Origin of the sequence: Methanosarcina barkeri MS (assembly GCF_000970025.1) — an archaeon.
GTDB classification, from domain to species: Archaea; Halobacteriota; Methanosarcinia; order Methanosarcinales; family Methanosarcinaceae; genus Methanosarcina; species Methanosarcina barkeri.
The window spans coordinates 2,662,788-2,682,581 of record NZ_CP009528.1 but is presented as its reverse complement, the minus strand read 5'-3'; the positions used below and the strand labels follow the sequence as shown (position 1 = coordinate 2,682,581).

The window sequence follows — 19,794 nt, the reverse complement described above, 5'->3', positions numbered from 1 at the left end:
GCGGGGTAATGCAATTTCAAAGTCAATTTGACAATTAATTGTAAATGTTAACTGTGAAAATCCAGTTGGCTAAAAATCTTATCTAATTTAATATTTTTAAAACCATAAAATATCCGTTGTCTAAAAACTCTAATACATACCCATATTTAGGAGTTTATTCAGATGTATGAAGTGAAAATCGCTTTGAGGCAGGTATTATCCAGAAAAAAGCAGACCCTTTTTTCTATACTTGCCGTTGCCCTTGCAGTTGCCGTAATCACAGTAATGATGGCATTGCTTTCTGGCTTTCAAGGAGAGCTTCTAAAGTCCAGTATTGAGGACAATCCACATATTGTTATCAATCCTCAGGATGAAAAAGAGGAGTTTATTCACCTCTACAAATACAACTCGGCCCTGATCTCCGAAAAAGAGGGAGTTATAGCTGCTTCCCCCAAATATATTGGACAGGTGGCGCTTAAATACAGAGACAATGCCGAAGGGGTTTCTCTTCAGGGAGTTGACCCAATGGCTGAAGAGAGTGTTATGAGGGTAGGTGAGGATGTTGTGGAAGGTGACTTCACAGCCCTTATTCATACAAGATACGGGATTCTACTCGGGGATCAACTTGCAAAAAACCTTGACGTCAATGTGGGAGACCGGGTTGATGCTGTTTTTCCGGGCTCGCAAACAACTTCTTTCAAGGTCATAGGTCTTTTTCATACTGGAACTTCTGCAGACGAGGTAACAGCCTATGCAAGGCTCGATTCGGCTCAGGATTTTTTCAATGAACCGGGAGTTGTAAGCAATATAGGAGTCAGAGTAGCAGACCCTTACCAGGCAGATGCTATTGCATCTTCGATTGAAGGAGAAACCAGACTTGATGCTGTAAGCTGGGGCGAAGCAAACTCTGAAATCCTCAGCTTCTTAGATATCCAGAAGGTCTCTGTAAATATTTTATACTTCCTGATTTACGCAATTGCAGGCTTTGGAATTGCAAACACTCTGATCACTGTCGTTGCTCAGAGAACCAGGGAAATAGGTATCCTGAAAGCTATGGGAACTTCGAGAAAGAGCATTATGGCTATCTTTCTTTTCCAATCCATGATCATTGGAGTAATAGGCCTGATGTTCGGTACAATTCTCGGTTATATTTCGATAATTGCGCTCCAGAACTATGAAATAGAAGTCCCACCGGAGACGTATTTCGGGCTTCAGACCCTTCCTATTGAAATTGAACCGCTCAATTTCTTGTATGCGGCTTTCTTTGCTTTTATTGTCAACATCTTCTCAGGAATCTATCCTGCGCAGAAGGCTGCAAAACTTGACTCTGTAAAAGCCATTGAAAGTGCCTGAATATACATTATTCACATTTTATAGTAGTAAAATAAACTGTAATATTTGACTGTCGCTTGTAATTTCTTTGCGAAATTTTGCATATTAACTTAAATTTTGTAAAACTCACTCAGTTGAACTGGAAAATAGCAGACACAGCAGATTAAACACTTACTGCCTAAATCATTATAATTTAAGTGAGGTGATAAAAAGTATGACAGAAGAAAGCCCAATTATTGAGATTAAAAATCTGACAAAGACCTATAAAAACGGAGTGGAGTTTAATGCCCTTGATAGTGTGAACCTGAATATTGAGAGAGGAGAATTCATTGCAATTGTCGGGCCGTCGGGTTCAGGCAAAAGTACACTCATGCACCTTATAGGCCTGCTGGACACTCCTAGTTCAGGTACCCTCCTGATAGACAGAAACGATGTAACAAAAATGTCGGATAAAGAACTTTCTGAGATAAGAAACAGGACACTTGGTTTTGTTTTCCAGTATCATCACCTGCTTCCCGATTTCACAGCTCTGGAAAACGTAATGATGCCACTTTTGATTTCTGGGAAAAAGAAGAAAGGAGCAAGAGAAATTGCCGAAAAACTTCTGAAAGAAGTCGGACTTGAAGAGAAAATGGATCACAGACCTAATGAACTTTCAGGAGGGCAGAACCAGAGGGTTGCAATAGCAAGAGCATTGAGCTGCTCCCCTTCAATTGTGCTCGGGGATGAACCTACAGGTAACCTTGATACAAAAACGGGTGGCATGATCTATGAACTTCTCAGGCAGCTGAACAGGGAGTATAATCAGACATTTATCGTAGTAACCCATAGCGAAAGTCTGGCTTCAAAAGCTGATAAAATTATCAGGCTTGTAGATGGGAAAATTACAGTTCAGTAATTACAGTTCAGTAAGGAGAAAAAATAAAGAATGCAAAAGGAAGACTTATGAGCATTTCAGGCATTCCGGCTGCGTGGAAAACTTTACTCTGCCCACTGCATACAGGCAAGCCACTTGTCGCATCCAGCTCTGGGTATTTGGCGAGAGTCTACTGGAAAACTTGTACTTGCTATCTACATCAATCCGGTGATATCCCACCTATAATAATTATTTTTTTAATTGCTCCATCTCCTTTTGTTTAATTTGTTGGATACGCAGGAGATCCTCTCCCATTTCCAGAAGAAGCGCCTCAGCAGCCTGGTCATCAAGCCAGGAAGGCAGCTGACCATTGGCAGCCATGACCGAGATTCCCATTTGAAAGATCCGCATTTTTAAAAGCAGGCGCCTGCGTTCTTCGTACGTCAAACCGCGCAAGTTTTCGTCTTCAGCCAGTACCTTAACAATAGCCTCCTGAACGTTTTCATACGAAGCCATGTATGGATTTTGCTGTATTACTAGTTCACGAAAAAGGACAGGGTACTCCCGTGCAAACGCTAAACTGGCTTTTCCGATATTTTCAAAGAGGTCCGATCCTTCTTGTTTTTTCATCAATTCATCCGAAAGGGCAAAAACACGTTCGACAACAGCTTTAATCAAATCATCAATTGTTTCGAAATTGAGATAGATCGGCGCAACCGAACAATGGAGACGTTTCGCCACGCTGCGAGCGGTTATGCTAGCAAAGCCTTCTTCTTTAGCGATGTCAAAAGCGGCTTCTACAATAGCTTCTTTGTCAAATTTTGTTTTGGGTGGCATACAGATCCCTCTTTAATTATTATTTGTTATATAACATGTGTTATTTTATATGATAAAAAGATATTTGTCAAGAAAAATGTGGAATATTAACAAAAAACTGGCCCACGTAGTTGTCCGACACCTTATCGAAGGAGATGCGGCTGGCATCTTGTTTACTTTCAAGCCTGTGAACGACCGGCAGTAGTGGCGAAGTTGTTGGGGAAACTATTGGCATCAAAGAACTGATGACTGCACGTCCCAAAGAGAACACTACGGAAGTTCCGATCCCGGCCGAAAATCGCTGACAGATCACTCAAACCGAGATGTCGTATCAGGAGTGATGCTTACATTGTTGAATATTGACACTGCCTAATCTAGCTGGCGTGCACCTGAAAAAAACTCATGCTCCCTCTTGATAACCCCATATCTTCAAAGATAGATCGACCATCAGGTCAGTCAGGGCTTCTTCGTCCATGAGAGGCAGAGGGCAGATGATGTCACAGAGAATAATGCTTTTTACAGTAAACCCCCAACATACAAGGACTTCCAGGGGGTCTTTATTACCTATATCAACGCCATTGAAACGGCAAAAAAATTCGGATGCGGTCTTGTAGTCTTTGACATCCATCTTTTTGATTTCATCCATGATTTCGCTATCGCTCAGTGTGGCCATGATCAACGCTTTTATTAAAGGACTATTATCTTTGTAGAATTGCTGCATATTTTTGATAACATCTCTCATGTAACCCGGAAAATCATTAAAATCAATAGTTTCTGGCTGTTTTATCCTCAATAACTCATCCGTGTATCTATAACCGATCTCCTTAAGGATGTCAAACTTGCCTCCCGGGAAATACTTATAGATCAGTCCTATACTCACGCTGGCAGCTTCAGCTATGTCCCGGATAGTCACGTTTTCATAGCCTTTTGTCTCTATCAGCATGCACATGGCATCCTGGATGGTAATGATTTTTGCCTTTTTATCCCGTTTTGTACTCTTTTGATTTTTTTGAACAATTATTTTATCCCGCATCTGATATCTCCTAAGTGAACAATATTCAAAACTTTATTAATAAATCGTATGCATCAATACTCTAAGTGAACAATATTCAAAACTTTATTAATAATTCGTATGCATCAATACTCTAAGTGAACAATGTTCAAAAACCTTTATTAATAAGTTGTATGCATAAAAGATTAATAGAATTTTATACAAAGTCCAGAAATAATCCAAAGTCTCTAAGATTGAAACGCAGTTCAACGATTTTTATAAAAATGTATTTTAATAATTGTTATATACAGAACCGGGGTAAAAGACAATGAAAGCTGCACTTTTCTTACTTACTTTTTACCTTATATCAGTTTTTCCGGCCTCTGCATCCGAGAATTCTCACACTGGAGAAACGAGTACAGCCTACATAGCCGATCTTTATAGTGATCTTGAGTCCTTTGATGTAACCATCTACTCGGACCAGCCAGAAAACAACTTGAACCTTGAGGTGCTTCTTGTCAGACCCGTGGGAACAAATGAGGAAATGCTTGACAGACAGGTATTTTCAGTTGATAGCATTCCTGCAAATAAACAGGTAATAAAGGTTGGTTTCTGGAATGTCGGAAGTTCCGAACGCGGAGCTTATAAGATAAAGGCTCAGCTTCTTGAAGGAAACAAGGTTCTTTCAGAGTCTGAGTATAATTTTGCTTACGGCACTAATTCTGCTTCAAGGCTTCAGGTCAATGACCTGGTAGCTAACTCCCAGGGAATCAGCGTTGCACTTTCTCCAAAAGAAGCCTCACTTTTTGATATCGAATATATGCTTGTAAATGGTTCGGATGTCGTTTATACAACAAAAGCTGAAAAATTATCACTTACCAGCGCTCCGGATATTTTTTCCGCTCCCTGGGGTACACTTCTTGAAAACAATAAAGAGTATGCTGGAAGAGTAAAGATTCAGGTTTATTCTCCTGATAAGGAGGTTATAAGCTCAGCCGAGAGGTTCACTGCTAGAGACGATGCTGAGATTACCGATATCTACAAAGATGAGACCGGAGCAAGTGCAACTGTTTATGGGCGTTCTCAGGTGCCTTTTGAAGGAAAACTGATTTTTTCTGTATACAAACTGAAAGCAACTTCTGAAATAGGGAACTCCAGTCTTGTTGAATCTGTTCAGCAAAGGGTTCCAGTGTTGCTGAATAACGATGACGAAACCGTTGAAGTAGCCTGGAGCCACAGGCTTACTGAAGGGATCTACAGGCTTGAGATCGAACTTCTGGGAAACGACGGTGACATTATTGAGCACAGGGAAACAGTTATCGAATCCGATCTCTCCCAAAATTCCAGCGTTAGCCTGGTAAATAATACTACTTCAGAAACAGAGACTTCAGACGAAAAAGGAATCCCGGGTTTTTCTGCGGCAGCTTTAGTTTCAGGGCTTGCGGCGATTTTTGCCCTTTTCAGAAATAAAATTTGAAACCAGATTGAAGGCTGTGAGTCCCATGCGTTATGAACTCTTTATTGCGCTCAGGCAGATTCGGGCAAGAAAATTCCAGACAATTCTTTCAGTTGGAGCTATAGCTCTTGCTGTAATGGTACTTACCGTTTCCCAGGCGGTTATGGTTGGTTTTACTGGCGAACTCTATAACACTACCGTAAATAAACTTCCTCACGTCTCGGTATCTCCGCAGGAAGGTGAAGACTATATTTACCTTTACAGAACCCTCATCGAAAAAACTGAAAAAATAGAGAGTGTTTCTGCAGTTTCTCCGTTTCTTACAGGAAAAGCGTCCTTCAAGTTCAAGACAAATTCCTTTAACGCCGAGCTGAAAGGCGTCATCCCTCTACAGGAAAACAATATCAGCGCCATTGAAGCTGATATGGTTGAAGGAAATTTCAGGGAACTTGAATATTCGAGAAATACGGTGGTAATTGGCTCGAAACTGGCAGATAAGCTTGAGGTTAATCCTGGAGACTCGGTTGATGTGTCTTTTCCAAATGCAACCCCTCTGTCCCTGAGAGTAGTTGGAATTTTTCATACCGGTTCGCCTCTGGACGAATCCCTTACTTATACATCCCTGGATACCGCCCAGGAATTCTACAATGTTCCGGATGTGATTAACGGTCTTTCTGTCAGGCTTGAGGATTTTAATAGGGACAGGGAAGTTGCTGCTAAGATCAAAAAGGCCGGCTATAAAGCAAAAGGCTGGACCGAAACCAATCCTGAAATTCTTAGGACAATTGCCATTGAGAGCACTTCCAACAATGTAGTCCTTGGTCTGATTATAGTTATTGCTTCTTTTGGAGTGGTTAGCGCTCTGAATCTTTCAGTTATCGGTGCTACAAGCCAAATCGGTATGCTTAGGGCTATGGGAGCTACGGTTTCCAGTATCAGGACAATCTTTGTACTTCAAAGCGGTATTTTGGGTTTGCTAGGTGCTCTTATCGGGACTCTTACAGGAGTTGCAATATCCCTGGGATTAGGTCAGTACGAAATGCCAGCTGCTTCCTCAGAATTTTACGGCGGCATGACAACCATTCCCATTATAGTCCGAACTGGAGATATTCTGGTCATTATTATTGCAGTTTTTCTGCTGAACCTTATTGCCGGGATTTACCCTGCCCAGCAGGCAGCTAAACTCGACCCCGTGAAAGCTATCAGTTCAAAATAAGTACAGATTTAAGATGACCCCGTGAAAGCTATCAGTTCAAAATAAGTCAGATTTAAGATTATTCCCTGGCTTATTTAAAATTAAATTATTAAGTTACATTAATAAAATATTTTGACAGATTATATATTCTGGAAATTATGAGATTCCCTGCTGACTAAAAACTCTAAAATGCATTATCTCCAGGAGCTAATTCATATGTATGAATTGAAAATCGCATTGAGGCAAGTTTTTTCCAGAAAAAGGCAAACTTTTTTTGCCATACTTGCAGTTGCCCTTGCCGTAGCCGTAATTACGGTAATGATGGCAATGCTTTCTGGCTTTCAAGGAGAGCTTATAAAGTCCAGTACTGAGAACAATCCCCATATTGTTATCAATCCTCAGGATGAAAAAGACGGGTTTATTCATCTTTACAAATATAATTCGGCCCTGATTTCGGAAAAAGAAGGAGTTATAGCGTTGTCTCCCAAATATCTGGGTCAGGCAGCCCTGGAATATAAGGATAATGCAGAGGGTATTTCACTTCAGGGAGTTGAACCTGAGGCTGAAGATAAGGTTATGCGGGTAAGCAAGGATATGATAGAAGGGAGCTTTCTATCGCTCACCCATACAAGAAATGGAATCATACTTGGAGATAAGCTTGCGGAAAATCTTGAGGTTCAGCCTGGAGACCGGGTAGATGCAGTGTTTCCGGGCTCAAAAACAACTTCTTTTAAGGTTATAGGTCTGATCCATACCGGAACGGCTGCAGATGAGGTGACAGCCTATGCAAGGCTGGATTCATTGCAGGATTTCTTCAATGAACCTGGAGTTGTAAGCACAATAGGGGTCAGGGTCGCAGACCCGTACCAGGCCGACGTTATATCAAGCTCAATTGAAAAAGAAACCGATCTTAATGCAGTAAGCTGGATAGAAACAAATGCAGAAATCCTTAATCTTCTAAACACTCAGAAGGTTTTCGTAAACGTTTTCTATATCCTTATTTACGGGATTGCCGGGTTCGGGATTGCAAATACTCTGATTACCATTGTTGCTCAGCGAACCCGAGAAATAGGTATCTTAAAAGCTATGGGAGCTTCTCAAAAAAGCATAATGATTGTTTTTCTTTTCCAGTCTGTAATTCTCGGAGCTATGGGGCTGGTTTTGGGTACTATTCTGGGTTATATTGCAACCATTACTCTGCAGAGCTATAAAATCGCAGTCCCTCAGGAGATGTATTTCGGGCTTCAGACACTTCCTCTTGAAGTCGACCCTCTCAACTTCGTATATGCTGCTTTCTTTGCTTTCATAATCAACATAATCTCAGGTATTTACCCTGCACGGAAGGCTGCAAAGCTTGACCCTGTAAAAGCCATAGAAAGTGCCTGATATGATCACTTCTCACGGGTGTAATAAAGCAGTCTGCTGCTTGGGTTTAGTATATAATTGATTTATACATCTAAAATTGTCCGCCTAATATTCACCTAATACCTACATAATAAAATTTGAAAATTTGCGCAGTTAAAATCAAAAAAGAGTCAATAAACCCTGACTGTAAGAACCAATAAAATCCTGACTGTAAGAGCCAATAAAACCCTGATTGTTTAAATTTCAATAACTCTCAATGAGGCGCAGAAAAAGTATGACAGAAGAAAGCCCAATAATCGAGCTTAAATACCTGACAAAAACCTATCAAAACGGGATGGAATTCCATGCTCTCGATAATGCAACTCTGAAGATAAAAAAAGGGGAATTCATTGCAATTGTCGGGCCGTCGGGTTCAGGCAAAAGTACACTTATGCATTTAATAGGCCTGCTGGATACTCCGAGCTCAGGCACTCTACTGATAGATAGAAATGATGTAACAAATATGTCTGACAAAGAACGTTCTGAGATAAGAAACAGGATGCTTGGTTTTGTTTTCCAGTACCATCATTTGCTCCCTGATTTTACAGCCCTGGAAAATGTAATGATGCCACTTTTAATTGCTGGAAAAAAGAGGAAAGAAGCAAAGGAAATTTCCGAAAAACTCCTGAAAGAGGTAGGACTTGAAGACCGGATGGATCACAAACCCGGTGAACTTTCAGGAGGGCAGAATCAGAGGGTTGCAATAGCAAGAGCATTAAGCTGTTCCCCTGCAATTGTACTGGGAGATGAGCCAACAGGCAACCTTGATACAAAAACGGGTGACATGATCTACGAGCTGTTGAGGCAGCTTAATAAGGAATATAATCAGACATTTATTGTAGTTACTCATAACGATGATATGGCCTTAAAAGCTGATAGAATCATCAGGCTAGTGGATGGAAAAATCATGGCTCCGTAAAAAATGTGGAGAATGTAAATGGAAAAATAGTAAAAGGAAAGAGAGTAAAAGGAAAGAGAGTAAAAAGTACTTTTATTCGGCAAAAAACTGTCATTGGTTCTTACAAACAGTATTGCCCTGATAGCTAAAATTACCGGCTCGAATACCTATCACCTATTTTCACGGGCGTTGCTATTGCATCGGCAAGAATGAAAAAATGGCAACTAAAAAGTTTGCTTTGCACACGGAAAAAATGTTCAGTGCCGTGCAACCAATATGCATGCCACTTTTTTCAGGACTGCCTTTACTTAAAAATGTCTGATGCGAGTTTTCACTTTATAGATGCCCGGTTCAAAAAGTATCAATTAAAAACAATTGAAACCCTAAAAACAATTAACCCTAAAAACAATTAAGACCCTAAAAACAATTGAAATCCTAAAAAGCGCTTTAAGAAGATTAGAAAGAGCCTGGGAGAGTTTTATTCCTTTTACTGTAGCCCCCGATACAGTAACTCCGAAAATATCCTATTATATTATTCGGATTAGAATCTCTTCCAGGCAATTCTTTACTCACATACCCTACCAGTCATTTCCCATTGTGTTGATCCATCCGTTTTTTCTAACGTTATAGAAATCTATTCTCTTTGATCAGATATCTTTTACCTGTTCTCTTCAGTTTACAATCTATAATTATTCCTAAACTTATTTAAAATAAATTATATGAAAAATTGTTTGCAAACAAAAAATATTCCAATGTAAAATGTTTTTTTAGCAAACAACAATTTAATGTTAAATATGATTTTATAATTACTAAGTTTTATTAAAACATAGGAGTTTTTAAAATCAAAGATGACCTCCTACAGGTTGAGAATGCTTGAAGCAAACAGAAAATACTCTGGTAGATATTTAGAAAAACTGTTTTCTTGCATACTGGAAGATATTCCGAAAAACTGTATCCCGCATACTCTACTTTACTTATCTAATTCTGAATAACTCGTGAGAATTTTAAAAAATTCCAATAATACCATATAACTTTTTAAATAGTGGATACATATAAATCCATTTTAATTTTTTAAGATAGAGTAACTAGAAAATTTTAAGTTAAAGGAATGAAAAATATAAAAGTAGAAAAATCCTCATAAGATGTTGTTAGCCTGAATTTCAATCAAGATATTGATACTCGTTTCTGTAATTGGAAACTATGCAAGTAAAAACGGAGGAGCCTGGTGGAAACTTCATTCTGAGGGCAAGATATGACTGGAAAGCTGGAGTTATAGACAGGGTTATCATAAAAGAAAAGTCTCAGGCAGAATGTACCCTTGTTTTGAGAAAAACGATTCTATTGGAAGATATAGAAAACGAAATCCTCCTTGAATGCAGTGAGTTTCTCAGGCAATATGGCATAGTCAGTGGAGTAACAGTACTGTCAGAGGCGATGTCAGGATGCACCTGGATGTTGAAGAAACCTTTCTTGGAATGGACACGGCAGAGTTCCTATGGGAATAATTATTAATGAACTTGTATCCAATTCTTTGAAACATGCTTTTCCTCAGGGCAGAAAAGGCGAAATCCGAATAAAACTCTGCAAGGCTGAAGAGAATGTAAAGAATAAAAGTATAAGTAATATCACCAATAATATTGGTGCAAAGAGCTCAGTTAATAAAAATAGTTAATATTCGCTGGTAGTTTCGGACAATGGGTTGGGTTTTCCGGAAGGCCTTGATTTCAGGAATACTGGTTCTCTGGGTCTACAGCTTGTAAACATTCTTGTTGAACGGCTGGAAGGCACAATTGAACTTCAAAAAGATTCAGAAACTACCTTCAAAATATTATTTAAGGAAAACAACTGATTATCCGGAGGCTTATCCGATATCAAAGGGGAGATACAATGAAAAAAGCAAAAATTCTGGTTGTCGAAGACCAGAATATAGTAGCTCTAAATATTAGAAACAAACTGAAAAATCTTGGTTATACTGTACCGGGCACTGCATCCACAGGAGAGGAAGCAATAAGAAAAGCAGAGTTGACGAATGCAGACCTTGTTTTGATGGACATCATGTTAAAAGGTGAGATGGATGGAATTGAGGCTGCTCGTGAAATCAAAAACCGGCTCCGGATTCCAGTACTCTATCTTACCGCTTACACTGATGACGAAACTCTTGAGAGGGCAAAAACGACAGAGCCTGCGGGATATATCTCAAAACCTTTTAAAGAAGAAGACCTGCACAGCAATATCGAAATGGCACTTCACAAGCACAGAGCCGAAAAAGAGGCTGAAAAGGAAGTTGGAAAAGAAAATGAAAAGATTCCTGAGTAAATGTTTCACTACATATCGGGACCTGTCATATCTCGATAAAAACTTTAGAGGAAATTCCTACTGGACACAGAGGATTTGAAAACCAGAAAAAAGTAAAATTGAGATTGGAGAAAATAAGCAGAGAAAATAATTTCAGCCACTGGTAAAAGAATCCTCTGAACCTTTTTATATAAAAGACAAAAACACTATTTTACTTCACCTGTAACATTAAAACTAAGAAAGCTTTTTCTTCAAAACGGTTTCTTTCACTAAAAACGTCTTATCTATCTCCTTTTCGAATCGATGAAACCCACTAAAAGCTAAAAGTATGCCAGCGCTCATTTTTAATTGAACTATTCTGAAAAAATATCAGATGAATATACTGATTCTTTGGCAAAAATGCCAAAGAATCTGTTTTCCCAAACTATTATAGCTTTTTTGGATAGTTACTAGGAAAAATTGTAGGTTTAAAGAAGAAAAAATAAGAAAAATCACTAGATTTAGGAATAGAGTCATCTTTTCTCTTTTTGCGTAGATTTTTCACTTAATCGAGCTATGTACGGGCAAAGCTTTAAATCAGATGGTTCAGTTTATCCCATGTTTCATTTTCGGGATTAGATCCCGTTGGAATGTGGTCCTGCTGGCAGGGCTGAACCGTGAAACAAAAGTGAAACCTGGTGTTTAAATTGGTAAAATCTTATTACACATACGTACGTGATGCATGGAAAAATCCTGATAAAACTTACGTGAACGAGCTCCGCTGGGAGCGCATGCAGGTCTGGAGAAAGCAGGGATCCGTGACCAGAATTGAAAGGCCCACAAGAATCGACAAAGCACGCTCCATTGGATACAAAGCCAAGCAGGGTATTGTCGTTGCCAGAGTAAAAGTACGCCGCGGAGGGCTTGGTAAAACAAGGTTCAACCGTGGAAGAAGGACCCAGAAAATGGGAGTAAACAAGATCACAGGCGGCATGAGCATTCAGAGAATTGCCGAAGCCCGCGCAGATCGCAAATACCCGAACCTTGAAGTCCTGAACTCCTACTGGGTAGGGGAGGATGGAAAGAACAAGTGGTTTGAAGTTATTCTTGTAGATCCCTTCCACCCTGTAATTAAGAGTGACAAGAGCCTGAACTGGGTATGCGACCCGTCCGCCAGGGACAGAGCCGCAAGGGGCAAGACCAGTGCCGGCCAGAAGGGCAGAGGCATGTCTGCACGCGGAAAAGGTACTGAAAAGACCAGACCGAGTATCCGTGCAAACAAGAGTCGAGGCAAGTGATTCATCACATAATACTGCGTGTGATCGCCCACGCAACCGAAGACGTATCCAGAGTCTGTGAGGCTCTGGACTTTTTTTTATCCGGTGCCGGCGTCCGGGACGGGAGCAAACTGATTGAAGAGTTCCAGGCTGAAGGGCACCATGGAAATCCCATTACTATCCTGAGCGTACAGCTTAAAAGAAAGGCAGACTGTCTGAGTTTTGCCCGCTTCGTACGGGAGAACTTTTCGGAAGAAGATATAGCAAAACTGAGGGAAGAAATGCCTGAGAGGCTGGATGATGATCAGGTCTTCCATCTTCGCTTTGACAAGCAGGCTGCATACCTGCAGCAGGTGAAGCTGACTAATTCCTCGGATGCGATCACTGCAAAAGTCAAGATCGAGACTTATCCGAAAAACCGGGAAAAAGCTGGAGCTATTGTGGAGGAATTGTTTGGGTAAACCTAAATTCTACGACTTTTGCGTTCATGCAGTGCCTGATGGGGAAAATACGGTTGATCAACTTTCTGCTCTTGCCCGGCATTTAGGGTACAGCGGGATTGCGCTTGCAAACCATTCTGATAAACTTCCTCAATCACAACCTGTGTTGCCCTCTACTAACGGATTTGAGGTTTTCAGGGGAATCGAGCTTGTGGAGGAAAATCCCTCGAAACTTCACGGGCTTATTGGAAAATTTCGGAAGTCTGTGGACGTCCTGATAGTCCATGGAGGTTCAGAAAACGTCAACAGGGCTGCTCTGGAAAACCCGAGAGTGGATGTTCTGAACCACCCGGCTTTTGCTAAAAGCAGTGGGTTAAACCAGGTGCTTGCAAAGGCCGCAGCTGAAAACGATGTCGCAATCGGCCTGACAATAAGACCCCTTCTTCATTCAAGAGGACCAAGGCGCGTTCGTCTGTTGTCGGATTTAAGAGCAAACCTTGAACTTGCCAGAAAGTACGATGTTTCCCTTGTCCTTTCAAGTGGCGCAATGTCCTGTTTTGACCTTCGTTCTCCCATGGAGACACTTGCTCTGGCTGAAGTCTGCGGTCTTGAAGAAGAGGAGGCCCTTGAAGCCATTACTGTTGTGCCTGAAGGAATAATCTCAAGGAACCGCCCTGGTCCCGGCTATGTTAGAGAAGGTATTGAGGTACTTGAGGAGGGAGATTACTGTTGAAACGCCTACTTCCTTCGCTTCGTGCGAAAAAGCGCTATCTGGCCTTTGAGCTGATCTCAGAGGTACCAGTCAGCAGGAGTGATCTGGTCAAAGAGGTCATGTTTTCGGCTTCTTCCTTGCTTGGAGATGTCACTGCCAGTGAATGTGATATCAAAGTGCTCGGTTTTGAAGAATCTAAAGGTATTATTCAGTGTGCTCATACGAAAGTAAAAGAAACGAGAGCATCACTGGCAACTCTCACACGGGTCAACGGAAAAAGGGCAACTGTGCATATACTTGGAACTTCAGGCACGATTAAAAGGGCAACCGAAAAATTTCTTCAGAATACGACCTTTGAGCCAGAAATCAGGATAAATCCAAAACGTCTGAAGAATAATAACCTGGGCAGGATTCCGGAAAGCTAAACTGCAGGGCTCAGAAAGACTGAATTTAGGATTCGTGAATGTCAAAGCCAGAGAATTTAAAAGCTTCAAATTTTCAGGGTCCGGGAAAGTAAATTAAGCAGTTTTTCTGATAATGGCTTTGTGCCAGGTTTGAGAATTCTCGGCTTTGAGGCTTCAAGGAAACTATTATAATAAACTATCAGGACGCTGTCTGATATATACTATGATGAATGAGTATATTAATGAGTATATTGATGTAACAAATATAATATTCATTGGTATTAATATAACAGGTATAATATTCATTGGCAAAGCTGATTGGCAGAAAAATAGCTGGTCCGAATAAAATCCTATGATTGCGAGCCTGATCGAAACGTAGATTGAAACCTGTATAGAATAAAACGGTGGAAGCAAAAACCCTTTTATAGATGACTCAAAATACGACCTTAAGCGCAAGATAATTTCGGGTCTCACAAGCATTATAACTGAGTAAATACACTTTATTAGCAGACTTAGTTAACATTGGAACTGGACCTTAAAACTATTAAAAAGGCTCCTAAAGTGCGCGAACCCAGATTATGGAAAACGTACTTTGCAGGGTCGAAGTTTTGCAGGGTAGAAGTACCTTTGAATTCCCTGTAACTGGGGTATTTTCCGCAGTTTTCGTCCGAAAAAAGTATTTCAGGTTGGAAGTTCTGAATAAAATGTAAAAAACTCTAATAAGGAAGAAATACGTTATAGGAAATCAAAAGTCGGTTTCCTTACCTGAATGCTGGGTCGGGGACTTTAAGCTCCTGAATTTTTCGGGATATCCTCGCAGCAGTTCACAATCACTGACCAAAGCCTTTTTGGGGAGGGCGGTGATTTAGCTACGAGCCTGTGGATAGAGATCCTTTAAGGAAAAAAGACCGGTTTCTTGCCGGGAAGATAATAACAATATACAATAAAAATTAAGGGAGATACGGAATATGCAGATGGCACCACAGATGGGCTATGACAGGGCAATTACAGTTTTCAGCCCTGATGGAAGACTTTTTCAGGTAGAATATGCCCGCGAAGCAGTCAAGAGGGGAACAACAGCCGTGGGAATTAAGGCAGCTGATGGGGTAGTGCTGCTCGTTGACAAGCGAATAACTAGCAGGCTTGTAGAAGCCGAGTCAATTGAAAAGATTTTTCAGATTGACGACCACATAGGAGCTGCGACCTCAGGGCTTGTGGCAGATGCCCGCTCCCTTGTTGACAGAGCACGTGTAGAAGCGCAGATCAACAGGGTTTCTTACGATGAACCCATAGGTGTGGAGGTTATCTCCAAGAAAATCTGCGACCACAAACAAACATACACCCAGTACGGTGGAGTTCGCCCATATGGAACTGCACTTCTGATTGCAGGTGTGGATGACAACCTGCCAAGGCTCTTTGAGACAGACCCGAGCGGTGCTCTTCTGGAATACAAGGCGACAGCTATAGGCGCAGGCAGAAATGCAGTCGTTGAGGTCTTTGAAGCAGAGTACAGAGAAGACATGAATATGGATGCAGCTATCCTTCTAGGTATGGATGCACTCTATAGGGCTGCCGAAGGCAAGTTCGATGCGTCTACCCTTGAGGTAGGTATTGTGTCGCTTCAGGACAAGAAATTCAGAAAATTAGTTCCTGAAGAAGTTGAGAATTATGTTCAGCAGATCCTTGAAAAACACAAGGAAACTGAGAACAAAGAATAAAATCTATATATAGTTGAGTGTAGTACTCAGAGAATCTTCGGATTCTCAAAATAATATTTTGGAGAAGGTATTTGAAAATGGTGTCCCTGGACGAGGCAGTGACTGCGCGGCTTAAGAGAGGCAGCAAACACTTCGAAGTCCTGGTCGAGCCCGAAGGAGCTCTGGCCTATAAGCGAGGAGAAGACGTAAACCTTGAAGATATTCTGGCGGTTGAAACTATCTTCGAAGACGCAAACCGAGGGGACCGAGCAGCAGAGTCCGATATTCTCAATTCTTTTGAGACAACGGATCCCTTCAAGATTGCTGCCGTGATCCTGAAAAGTGGGGAGCTTCAGCTCACTGCTGAACAGAGAAAACGCATGCTTGAGGAAAAAAAGAAAAAAGTTATTTATACCATTTCCAGGAATGCAATAAATCCCCAGACAAAAGCACCTCATCCTCCCGCAAGGATCGAAAAGGCGATGGAAGAGGCAAAGGTGCACATAGACCCCTTAAAAAGTGTGGATCAGCTGGTCAAAATCACAATGAAAGCCATTCGCCCGCTTATACCTATACGCTTTGAAGAGGTCAATATTGCTGTGAAAATCCCTCCCGAATATGCTCCCAAAGCATACGGAGATATTTCCAAGATAGGAAGCATTACGAAAGAAGAATGGCAGCGTGATGGCTCCTGGATTGCGGTGGTAAGAATCCCGGCAGGAGTACAGACTGATCTTTACGCTCTTATAAATCATCTTACGAAGGGAGAGGCTCAAACTAAACTTTTATAAGAGGATGTTGGATGGATAAAAAAATAGTGATCCCTGGTGACCTGATATCTGAGAATTCGAAAAAAGCCGGATACGGGACTTATGTCAAGAACGACAAGATCTATTCTTTATTTTGTGGCATTGAAAATCTCAAAGAAGATAAAGTTGGAGTGATCCCTCTTGCGGGAGTTTATATCCCTTCCGCAAATGATGTGGTGATCGGGATCGTTATTGTGGTTACGCCATCCAACTGGATAATGGACATTGCTTCTCCTTATGACGGCCTGTTCCATGTGTCTGAGTATCCCAGAAGAATAGAATCCCGGGAGATGCATGAAGTTCTGGATGTAGGCGACTCTATAATCCTTAGAGTAAAAGATGTAGACAATTCCATGAAAGTTGAGCTTGCCCTTAGAGATTCGAGCTTCCATAAACTGAAAACAGGCCAGATCGTCGAAGTTGAGCCTGTGAAAGTCCCACGTGTGATAGGACACGGCGGATCCATGATCTCAATGCTTAAGAAAGAAACAAACTGCAGCATTTTCGTGGGCCAGAACGGCAGAATATGGATCGATGGAAAGGATGACGATGTGGAACTTTTAAGTAAGGCTCTCCGGAAGATCGAAGCCGAGGCTCAACGTTCCGGATTGACAGACAGGATCTATAACTTTTTGAAAAATGAGCGGAGCAAGCAGAAAGAGTCAAAGTCCGCCAAGTTTTTTAAAAGTGGTACGAAAGAGGTAAAGTTGCCAAAAGAAGATCATTCCGAAGAGATTTACAGGAAGATCGATGTGTTACTGGATCCAAATAACTGAGTTCTGGATATGCATGAGGGATTTTAAGGAAGCTTCTGTAAAGTAGTTGTTAGGAGTTTTTTGGAGATTAAAGTATGAGTGATAAACCTGAAAAATTAATCACTGACGATGGGCTGCGCCTTGACGGGAGGCATGCGGATGAGATCAGGCCCATGAAAATCGAGATCGGCGTTCTTTCACGAGCCGACGGTTCATGTTATCTTGAATGGGGAAGGAATAAGATCCTCGTAGGCGTGTTTGGCCCAAGAGAAGTTCACCCCCGTCGTTCACAGCGCGCAGATACTGCAGTTATCCGTTACAAATACAATATGGCTTCTTTTTCCACTGAAGACCGCGCCAGACCCGGACCCAGCAGACGGAGCATTGAAATTTCAAAAGTTTCCAGGGAAGCTTTTGAACCGGTGATTATGGCAGAGCTTTTCCCTAAAACTGCAATCGATATTTTTGTGGAAATACTTCAAGCTGATGCAGGGACAAGGACAGCAGCAATTAATGCTTCAAGCATAGCGCTTGCAGATGCAGGCATCCCTATGAAAGGTCTTGTTACTTCCTGTGCTTTTGGAAAAGTTGACGGGCAAATAGTGCTTGACCTCAACAAGGATGAGGATAATTATGGTGAGGCCGATTTCCCTGTTGCAATGACCCAGGATGGAGAAATTACCCTGCTCCAGATGGACGGGAATCTAACTCCTGATGAAATTCGAAAAGGCTTCGAGCTTGTTAAGAAAGGCTGCAAAGAAATCCTTGAAATTCAGCAGGCAGTGTTGAGAAAGAAGTTTGAGACTCCTGTGGAAGAGACTGAGTCCGAAGCCGCTGAAGAGGCTGAAGAGACTGAACTCGAAGTTGTGGAAACGGAACCTTCTCTTGAATATGCTCCCGAAGCAGCAGTTGTAGAAGAGGTTATTGAGGAAACTGAAGAGTCTGAGGAAGGTATATCTGAAGAAACTGCTGAAGCCTGTGCTGTTAATAAAGAGGCTCCAGAGTGCGAGGAGTTAGAAACAGTCATTAAAGATGCTGAGGCTGAAGTAGTAGAAGGGGAAGCTGTAGAAAAAGTAGTTGAAGCAGAAATTGAAGAAGAAGCTGAAGAAGAGGCATTTGAAGACAAAGCTGATTTTGAATCTTCTTTCGAGGCTTCTTTTGAGAACGTTTCCGAACCTGAGAAGCTTGAAGAACTTCAACTTGAAGAAACCGTTTCTGGGAAAGAAACAGAAATCGAGCCCGAAATTGAGGAATTCGCTGAAGAGAAGGCTCAGCCTGAAGCAGAACCGCAGCTTGAAGAGAAGGTAGAGGTTGAAGAAGAACCTCAGCTTGAACAGGAAACCCAGCTTGAAGAAGAACCTCAACTTGAAGAGAAGGCAGAGGTTGAAGAAGAACCTCAGCTTGAACAGGAAGTGCAGCCTGAAGAAGCCGGGATTGAAGAAGCTGCTTCAGAAGAAGCTTTTGAGTCCGGGCCAGAGATAGAGTCCGAAGCCGAGTCCAGGAAAGAGGCTCCTGCCGAGCAAGCCGTAGAAGAGCCTGAAGAAGAATGCAAAGGTCCCTGGAAGGTAGTAAAAGACCCTTCTGAATCCGGAAGCAGAGGTGAAAACGATGAGTGAAGTTATTGCTACGCTTAAGAAGGACTATATTTACAACCTTATGATTAAGGGAAAGCGCCAGGATGGGCGTGGATTTAAAAATTTCAGAGATATCAAGCTTGAAACGAATGTTATCTCGAAAGCCGAGGGCTCGGCAAAGGTAACCTTGGGAGCTACCCAGGTTCTTGTAGGAGTTAAACTTCAGCCAGGGACTCCTTTTCAGGATTCTCATGACGAAGGCGTAATTATTACTAATCTGGAACTCAACCCTATTGCTTCCCCAGAGTTTGAGCCAGGTCCACCCAGAGAAGAAGCAATTGAAATGGCAAGGGTTGTAGACAGGGGAATTCGGGAATCAGGCGCAATTGATATAAAGAAGCTTTGCATAAGCGTTGGAGAATCTGTCTGGATCATCTATATAGATATCCATGTCCTCAATGATAACGGGAATGTCATTGATGCATCCTGTCTTGCTGCTATTGCGGCCCTTATGACTACAATTGTCCCTAACGAGCAGCATGGAATCGGTGCGGATGTGCCCCTTGCAATGAAAGAGATGCCTGTGGGCGTAACTCTTGCCAAGATCGGCTCAAAGCTGATGGTGGACCCGTCACGGGACGAGGAAGCGGTTTGTGAGACTAAATTAACGGTGGTCTCAAGTTCGGATGGATCTGTCGCAGGTATGCAAAAAATGGGCTCTGTTCCGTTCACCGAGGCTGAGGTGCTGGAAGCAATAGATATAGCATGCGAAAAGGCAGCCGAACTCAGGAAACTTTACCTGGAAGAACTGGTATAAAAGGAATGATCAGGCAGGATTAATTAAATATAAATATTAAATGCAGTATTACGGTCTAAGTATATGTTCAAGAGGTGATTGTAGAATCTGATATCTGGGTTTCAGGGA

Annotated in this window: 18 protein-coding genes and 1 pseudogene; 17 read left to right on the top strand and 2 right to left on the bottom strand. The window is 41.6% G+C overall.

The genetic code is table 11. From position 1 onward, the window contains the following. Nucleotides 1–162 precede the first annotated feature (162 nt). Together MSBRM_RS10815 and MSBRM_RS10810 are read left to right on the top strand one after the other, a co-directional pair. Complete coding sequence (locus MSBRM_RS10815; protein ID WP_048116975.1) at nucleotides 163–1,332, top strand: ABC transporter permease; 1,170 nt, start codon at nucleotides 163–165, stop codon at nucleotides 1,330–1,332. A gap of 193 nt (nucleotides 1,333–1,525) precedes the next feature. Beyond that, nucleotides 1,526–2,209, top strand: coding sequence for an ABC transporter ATP-binding protein (locus MSBRM_RS10810; protein WP_048116979.1), 684 nt, complete (start codon nucleotides 1,526–1,528; stop codon nucleotides 2,207–2,209). Between the two features lie 207 nt (nucleotides 2,210–2,416). On the opposite strand, the gene MSBRM_RS10805 is transcribed toward MSBRM_RS10810, so the two are convergent. Then, nucleotides 2,417–3,004, bottom strand: coding sequence for a TetR/AcrR family transcriptional regulator (locus MSBRM_RS10805; protein ID WP_048155697.1), 588 nt, complete (start codon nucleotides 3,002–3,004; stop codon nucleotides 2,417–2,419). Nucleotides 3,005–3,383: 379 nt separating this feature from the next. Further along, nucleotides 3,384–4,016, bottom strand: coding sequence for a TetR/AcrR family transcriptional regulator (locus tag MSBRM_RS10800; RefSeq protein ID WP_048155695.1), 633 nt, complete (start codon nucleotides 4,014–4,016; stop codon nucleotides 3,384–3,386). 286 nt (nucleotides 4,017–4,302) lie between these two features. Here MSBRM_RS10800 and MSBRM_RS10795 point away from each other — a divergent pair, with 286 nt between their 5' ends. The 15 genes and pseudogenes from MSBRM_RS10795 to rrp42 all read left to right on the top strand — a co-directional run bounded on the left by MSBRM_RS10795 (nucleotide 4,303) and on the right by rrp42 (nucleotide 19,686). Next, the gene (locus MSBRM_RS10795; protein ID WP_048155690.1) at nucleotides 4,303–5,451 is read left to right on the top strand and encodes a hypothetical protein; all 1,149 of its coding nucleotides are present in this window, start codon (nucleotides 4,303–4,305) and stop codon (nucleotides 5,449–5,451) included. Between the two features lie 25 nt (nucleotides 5,452–5,476). Continuing rightward, nucleotides 5,477–6,646: an ABC transporter permease gene (locus tag MSBRM_RS10790; RefSeq protein ID WP_048157019.1), complete on the top strand. Its 1,170-nt coding sequence runs from the start codon at nucleotides 5,477–5,479 to the stop codon at nucleotides 6,644–6,646. A 195-nt stretch (nucleotides 6,647–6,841) separates the two neighbouring features. Continuing rightward, nucleotides 6,842–8,011, top strand: a complete 1,170-nt coding sequence (locus MSBRM_RS10785; RefSeq protein WP_048155687.1) for an ABC transporter permease — start codon at nucleotides 6,842–6,844, stop codon at nucleotides 8,009–8,011. Nucleotides 8,012–8,264: 253 nt separating this feature from the next. Further along, complete coding sequence (locus MSBRM_RS10780) at nucleotides 8,265–8,948, top strand: ABC transporter ATP-binding protein (RefSeq protein WP_048116992.1); 684 nt, start codon at nucleotides 8,265–8,267, stop codon at nucleotides 8,946–8,948. Nucleotides 8,949–10,354: 1,406 nt separating this feature from the next. After that, nucleotides 10,355–10,776: pseudogene (locus tag MSBRM_RS22110) on the top strand (sensor histidine kinase); the annotation flags it as partial. Between the two features lie 38 nt (nucleotides 10,777–10,814). Continuing rightward, entirely contained in the window at nucleotides 10,815–11,243 is a 429-nt protein-coding gene (locus tag MSBRM_RS10770) for a response regulator (RefSeq protein ID WP_048116996.1), read from the top strand. Nucleotides 11,244–11,908: 665 nt separating this feature from the next. Next, nucleotides 11,909–12,499 (top strand): 50S ribosomal protein L15e, encoded by a 591-nt coding sequence (locus MSBRM_RS10765; RefSeq protein ID WP_176722117.1) that lies wholly within the window; start codon nucleotides 11,909–11,911, stop codon nucleotides 12,497–12,499. Then, complete coding sequence (locus tag MSBRM_RS10760) at nucleotides 12,496–12,939, top strand: RNA-binding protein (protein WP_048116999.1); 444 nt, start codon at nucleotides 12,496–12,498, stop codon at nucleotides 12,937–12,939. Before MSBRM_RS10765 ends, MSBRM_RS10760 begins: the two co-directional genes overlap by 4 nt. After that, nucleotides 12,932–13,651 (top strand): ribonuclease P protein component 3, encoded by a 720-nt coding sequence (gene rnp3 / locus MSBRM_RS10755; RefSeq protein ID WP_048117001.1) that lies wholly within the window; start codon nucleotides 12,932–12,934, stop codon nucleotides 13,649–13,651. Before MSBRM_RS10760 ends, rnp3 begins: the two co-directional genes overlap by 8 nt. Continuing rightward, the gene (locus MSBRM_RS10750; protein ID WP_048117003.1) at nucleotides 13,648–14,055 is read left to right on the top strand and encodes an Rpp14/Pop5 family protein; all 408 of its coding nucleotides are present in this window, start codon (nucleotides 13,648–13,650) and stop codon (nucleotides 14,053–14,055) included. Before rnp3 ends, MSBRM_RS10750 begins: the two co-directional genes overlap by 4 nt. A gap of 947 nt (nucleotides 14,056–15,002) precedes the next feature. Continuing rightward, the gene (gene psmA / locus MSBRM_RS10745) at nucleotides 15,003–15,752 is read left to right on the top strand and encodes an archaeal proteasome endopeptidase complex subunit alpha (RefSeq protein WP_048117006.1); all 750 of its coding nucleotides are present in this window, start codon (nucleotides 15,003–15,005) and stop codon (nucleotides 15,750–15,752) included. Nucleotides 15,753–15,829: 77 nt separating this feature from the next. Further along, the gene (locus MSBRM_RS10740; RefSeq protein WP_048117009.1) at nucleotides 15,830–16,522 is read left to right on the top strand and encodes a ribosome assembly factor SBDS; all 693 of its coding nucleotides are present in this window, start codon (nucleotides 15,830–15,832) and stop codon (nucleotides 16,520–16,522) included. An 11-nt stretch (nucleotides 16,523–16,533) separates the two neighbouring features. Next, entirely contained in the window at nucleotides 16,534–17,316 is a 783-nt protein-coding gene (gene rrp4, locus MSBRM_RS10735; protein ID WP_048117012.1) for an exosome complex RNA-binding protein Rrp4, read from the top strand. A 74-nt stretch (nucleotides 17,317–17,390) separates the two neighbouring features. Next, nucleotides 17,391–18,911 (top strand): exosome complex exonuclease Rrp41, encoded by a 1,521-nt coding sequence (gene rrp41, locus MSBRM_RS10730; protein ID WP_048155681.1) that lies wholly within the window; start codon nucleotides 17,391–17,393, stop codon nucleotides 18,909–18,911. Next, nucleotides 18,895–19,686, top strand: a complete 792-nt coding sequence (gene rrp42, locus MSBRM_RS10725) for an exosome complex protein Rrp42 (protein WP_048155677.1) — start codon at nucleotides 18,895–18,897, stop codon at nucleotides 19,684–19,686. The genes rrp41 and rrp42 overlap by 17 nt, the downstream gene beginning before the upstream one ends. Nucleotides 19,687–19,794 lie beyond the last annotated feature (108 nt).

Bases quoted from the DNA above. Each gene is read 5' to 3' on its own strand.
- MSBRM_RS10815 (WP_048116975.1), top strand. From the start codon at position 163: ATGTATGAAGTGAAAATCGCTTTGAGGCAGGTATTATCCAGAAAAAAG.
- MSBRM_RS10810 (WP_048116979.1), top strand. From the start codon at position 1,526: ATGACAGAAGAAAGCCCAATTATTGAGATTAAAAATCTGACAAAGACC.
- MSBRM_RS10805 (WP_048155697.1), bottom strand. From the start codon at position 3,004: ATGCCACCCAAAACAAAATTTGACAAAGAAGCTATTGTAGAAGCCGCT.
- MSBRM_RS10800 (WP_048155695.1), bottom strand. From the start codon at position 4,016: ATGCGGGATAAAATAATTGTTCAAAAAAATCAAAAGAGTACAAAACGG.
- MSBRM_RS10795 (WP_048155690.1), top strand. From the start codon at position 4,303: ATGAAAGCTGCACTTTTCTTACTTACTTTTTACCTTATATCAGTTTTT.
- MSBRM_RS10790 (WP_048157019.1), top strand. From the start codon at position 5,477: ATGCGTTATGAACTCTTTATTGCGCTCAGGCAGATTCGGGCAAGAAAA.
- MSBRM_RS10785 (WP_048155687.1), top strand. From the start codon at position 6,842: ATGTATGAATTGAAAATCGCATTGAGGCAAGTTTTTTCCAGAAAAAGG.
- MSBRM_RS10780 (WP_048116992.1), top strand. From the start codon at position 8,265: ATGACAGAAGAAAGCCCAATAATCGAGCTTAAATACCTGACAAAAACC.
- MSBRM_RS10770 (WP_048116996.1), top strand. From the start codon at position 10,815: ATGAAAAAAGCAAAAATTCTGGTTGTCGAAGACCAGAATATAGTAGCT.
- psmA (WP_048117006.1), top strand. From the start codon at position 15,003: ATGCAGATGGCACCACAGATGGGCTATGACAGGGCAATTACAGTTTTC.
- MSBRM_RS10740 (WP_048117009.1), top strand. From the start codon at position 15,830: ATGGTGTCCCTGGACGAGGCAGTGACTGCGCGGCTTAAGAGAGGCAGC.
- rrp4 (WP_048117012.1), top strand. From the start codon at position 16,534: ATGGATAAAAAAATAGTGATCCCTGGTGACCTGATATCTGAGAATTCG.
- rrp41 (WP_048155681.1), top strand. From the start codon at position 17,391: ATGAGTGATAAACCTGAAAAATTAATCACTGACGATGGGCTGCGCCTT.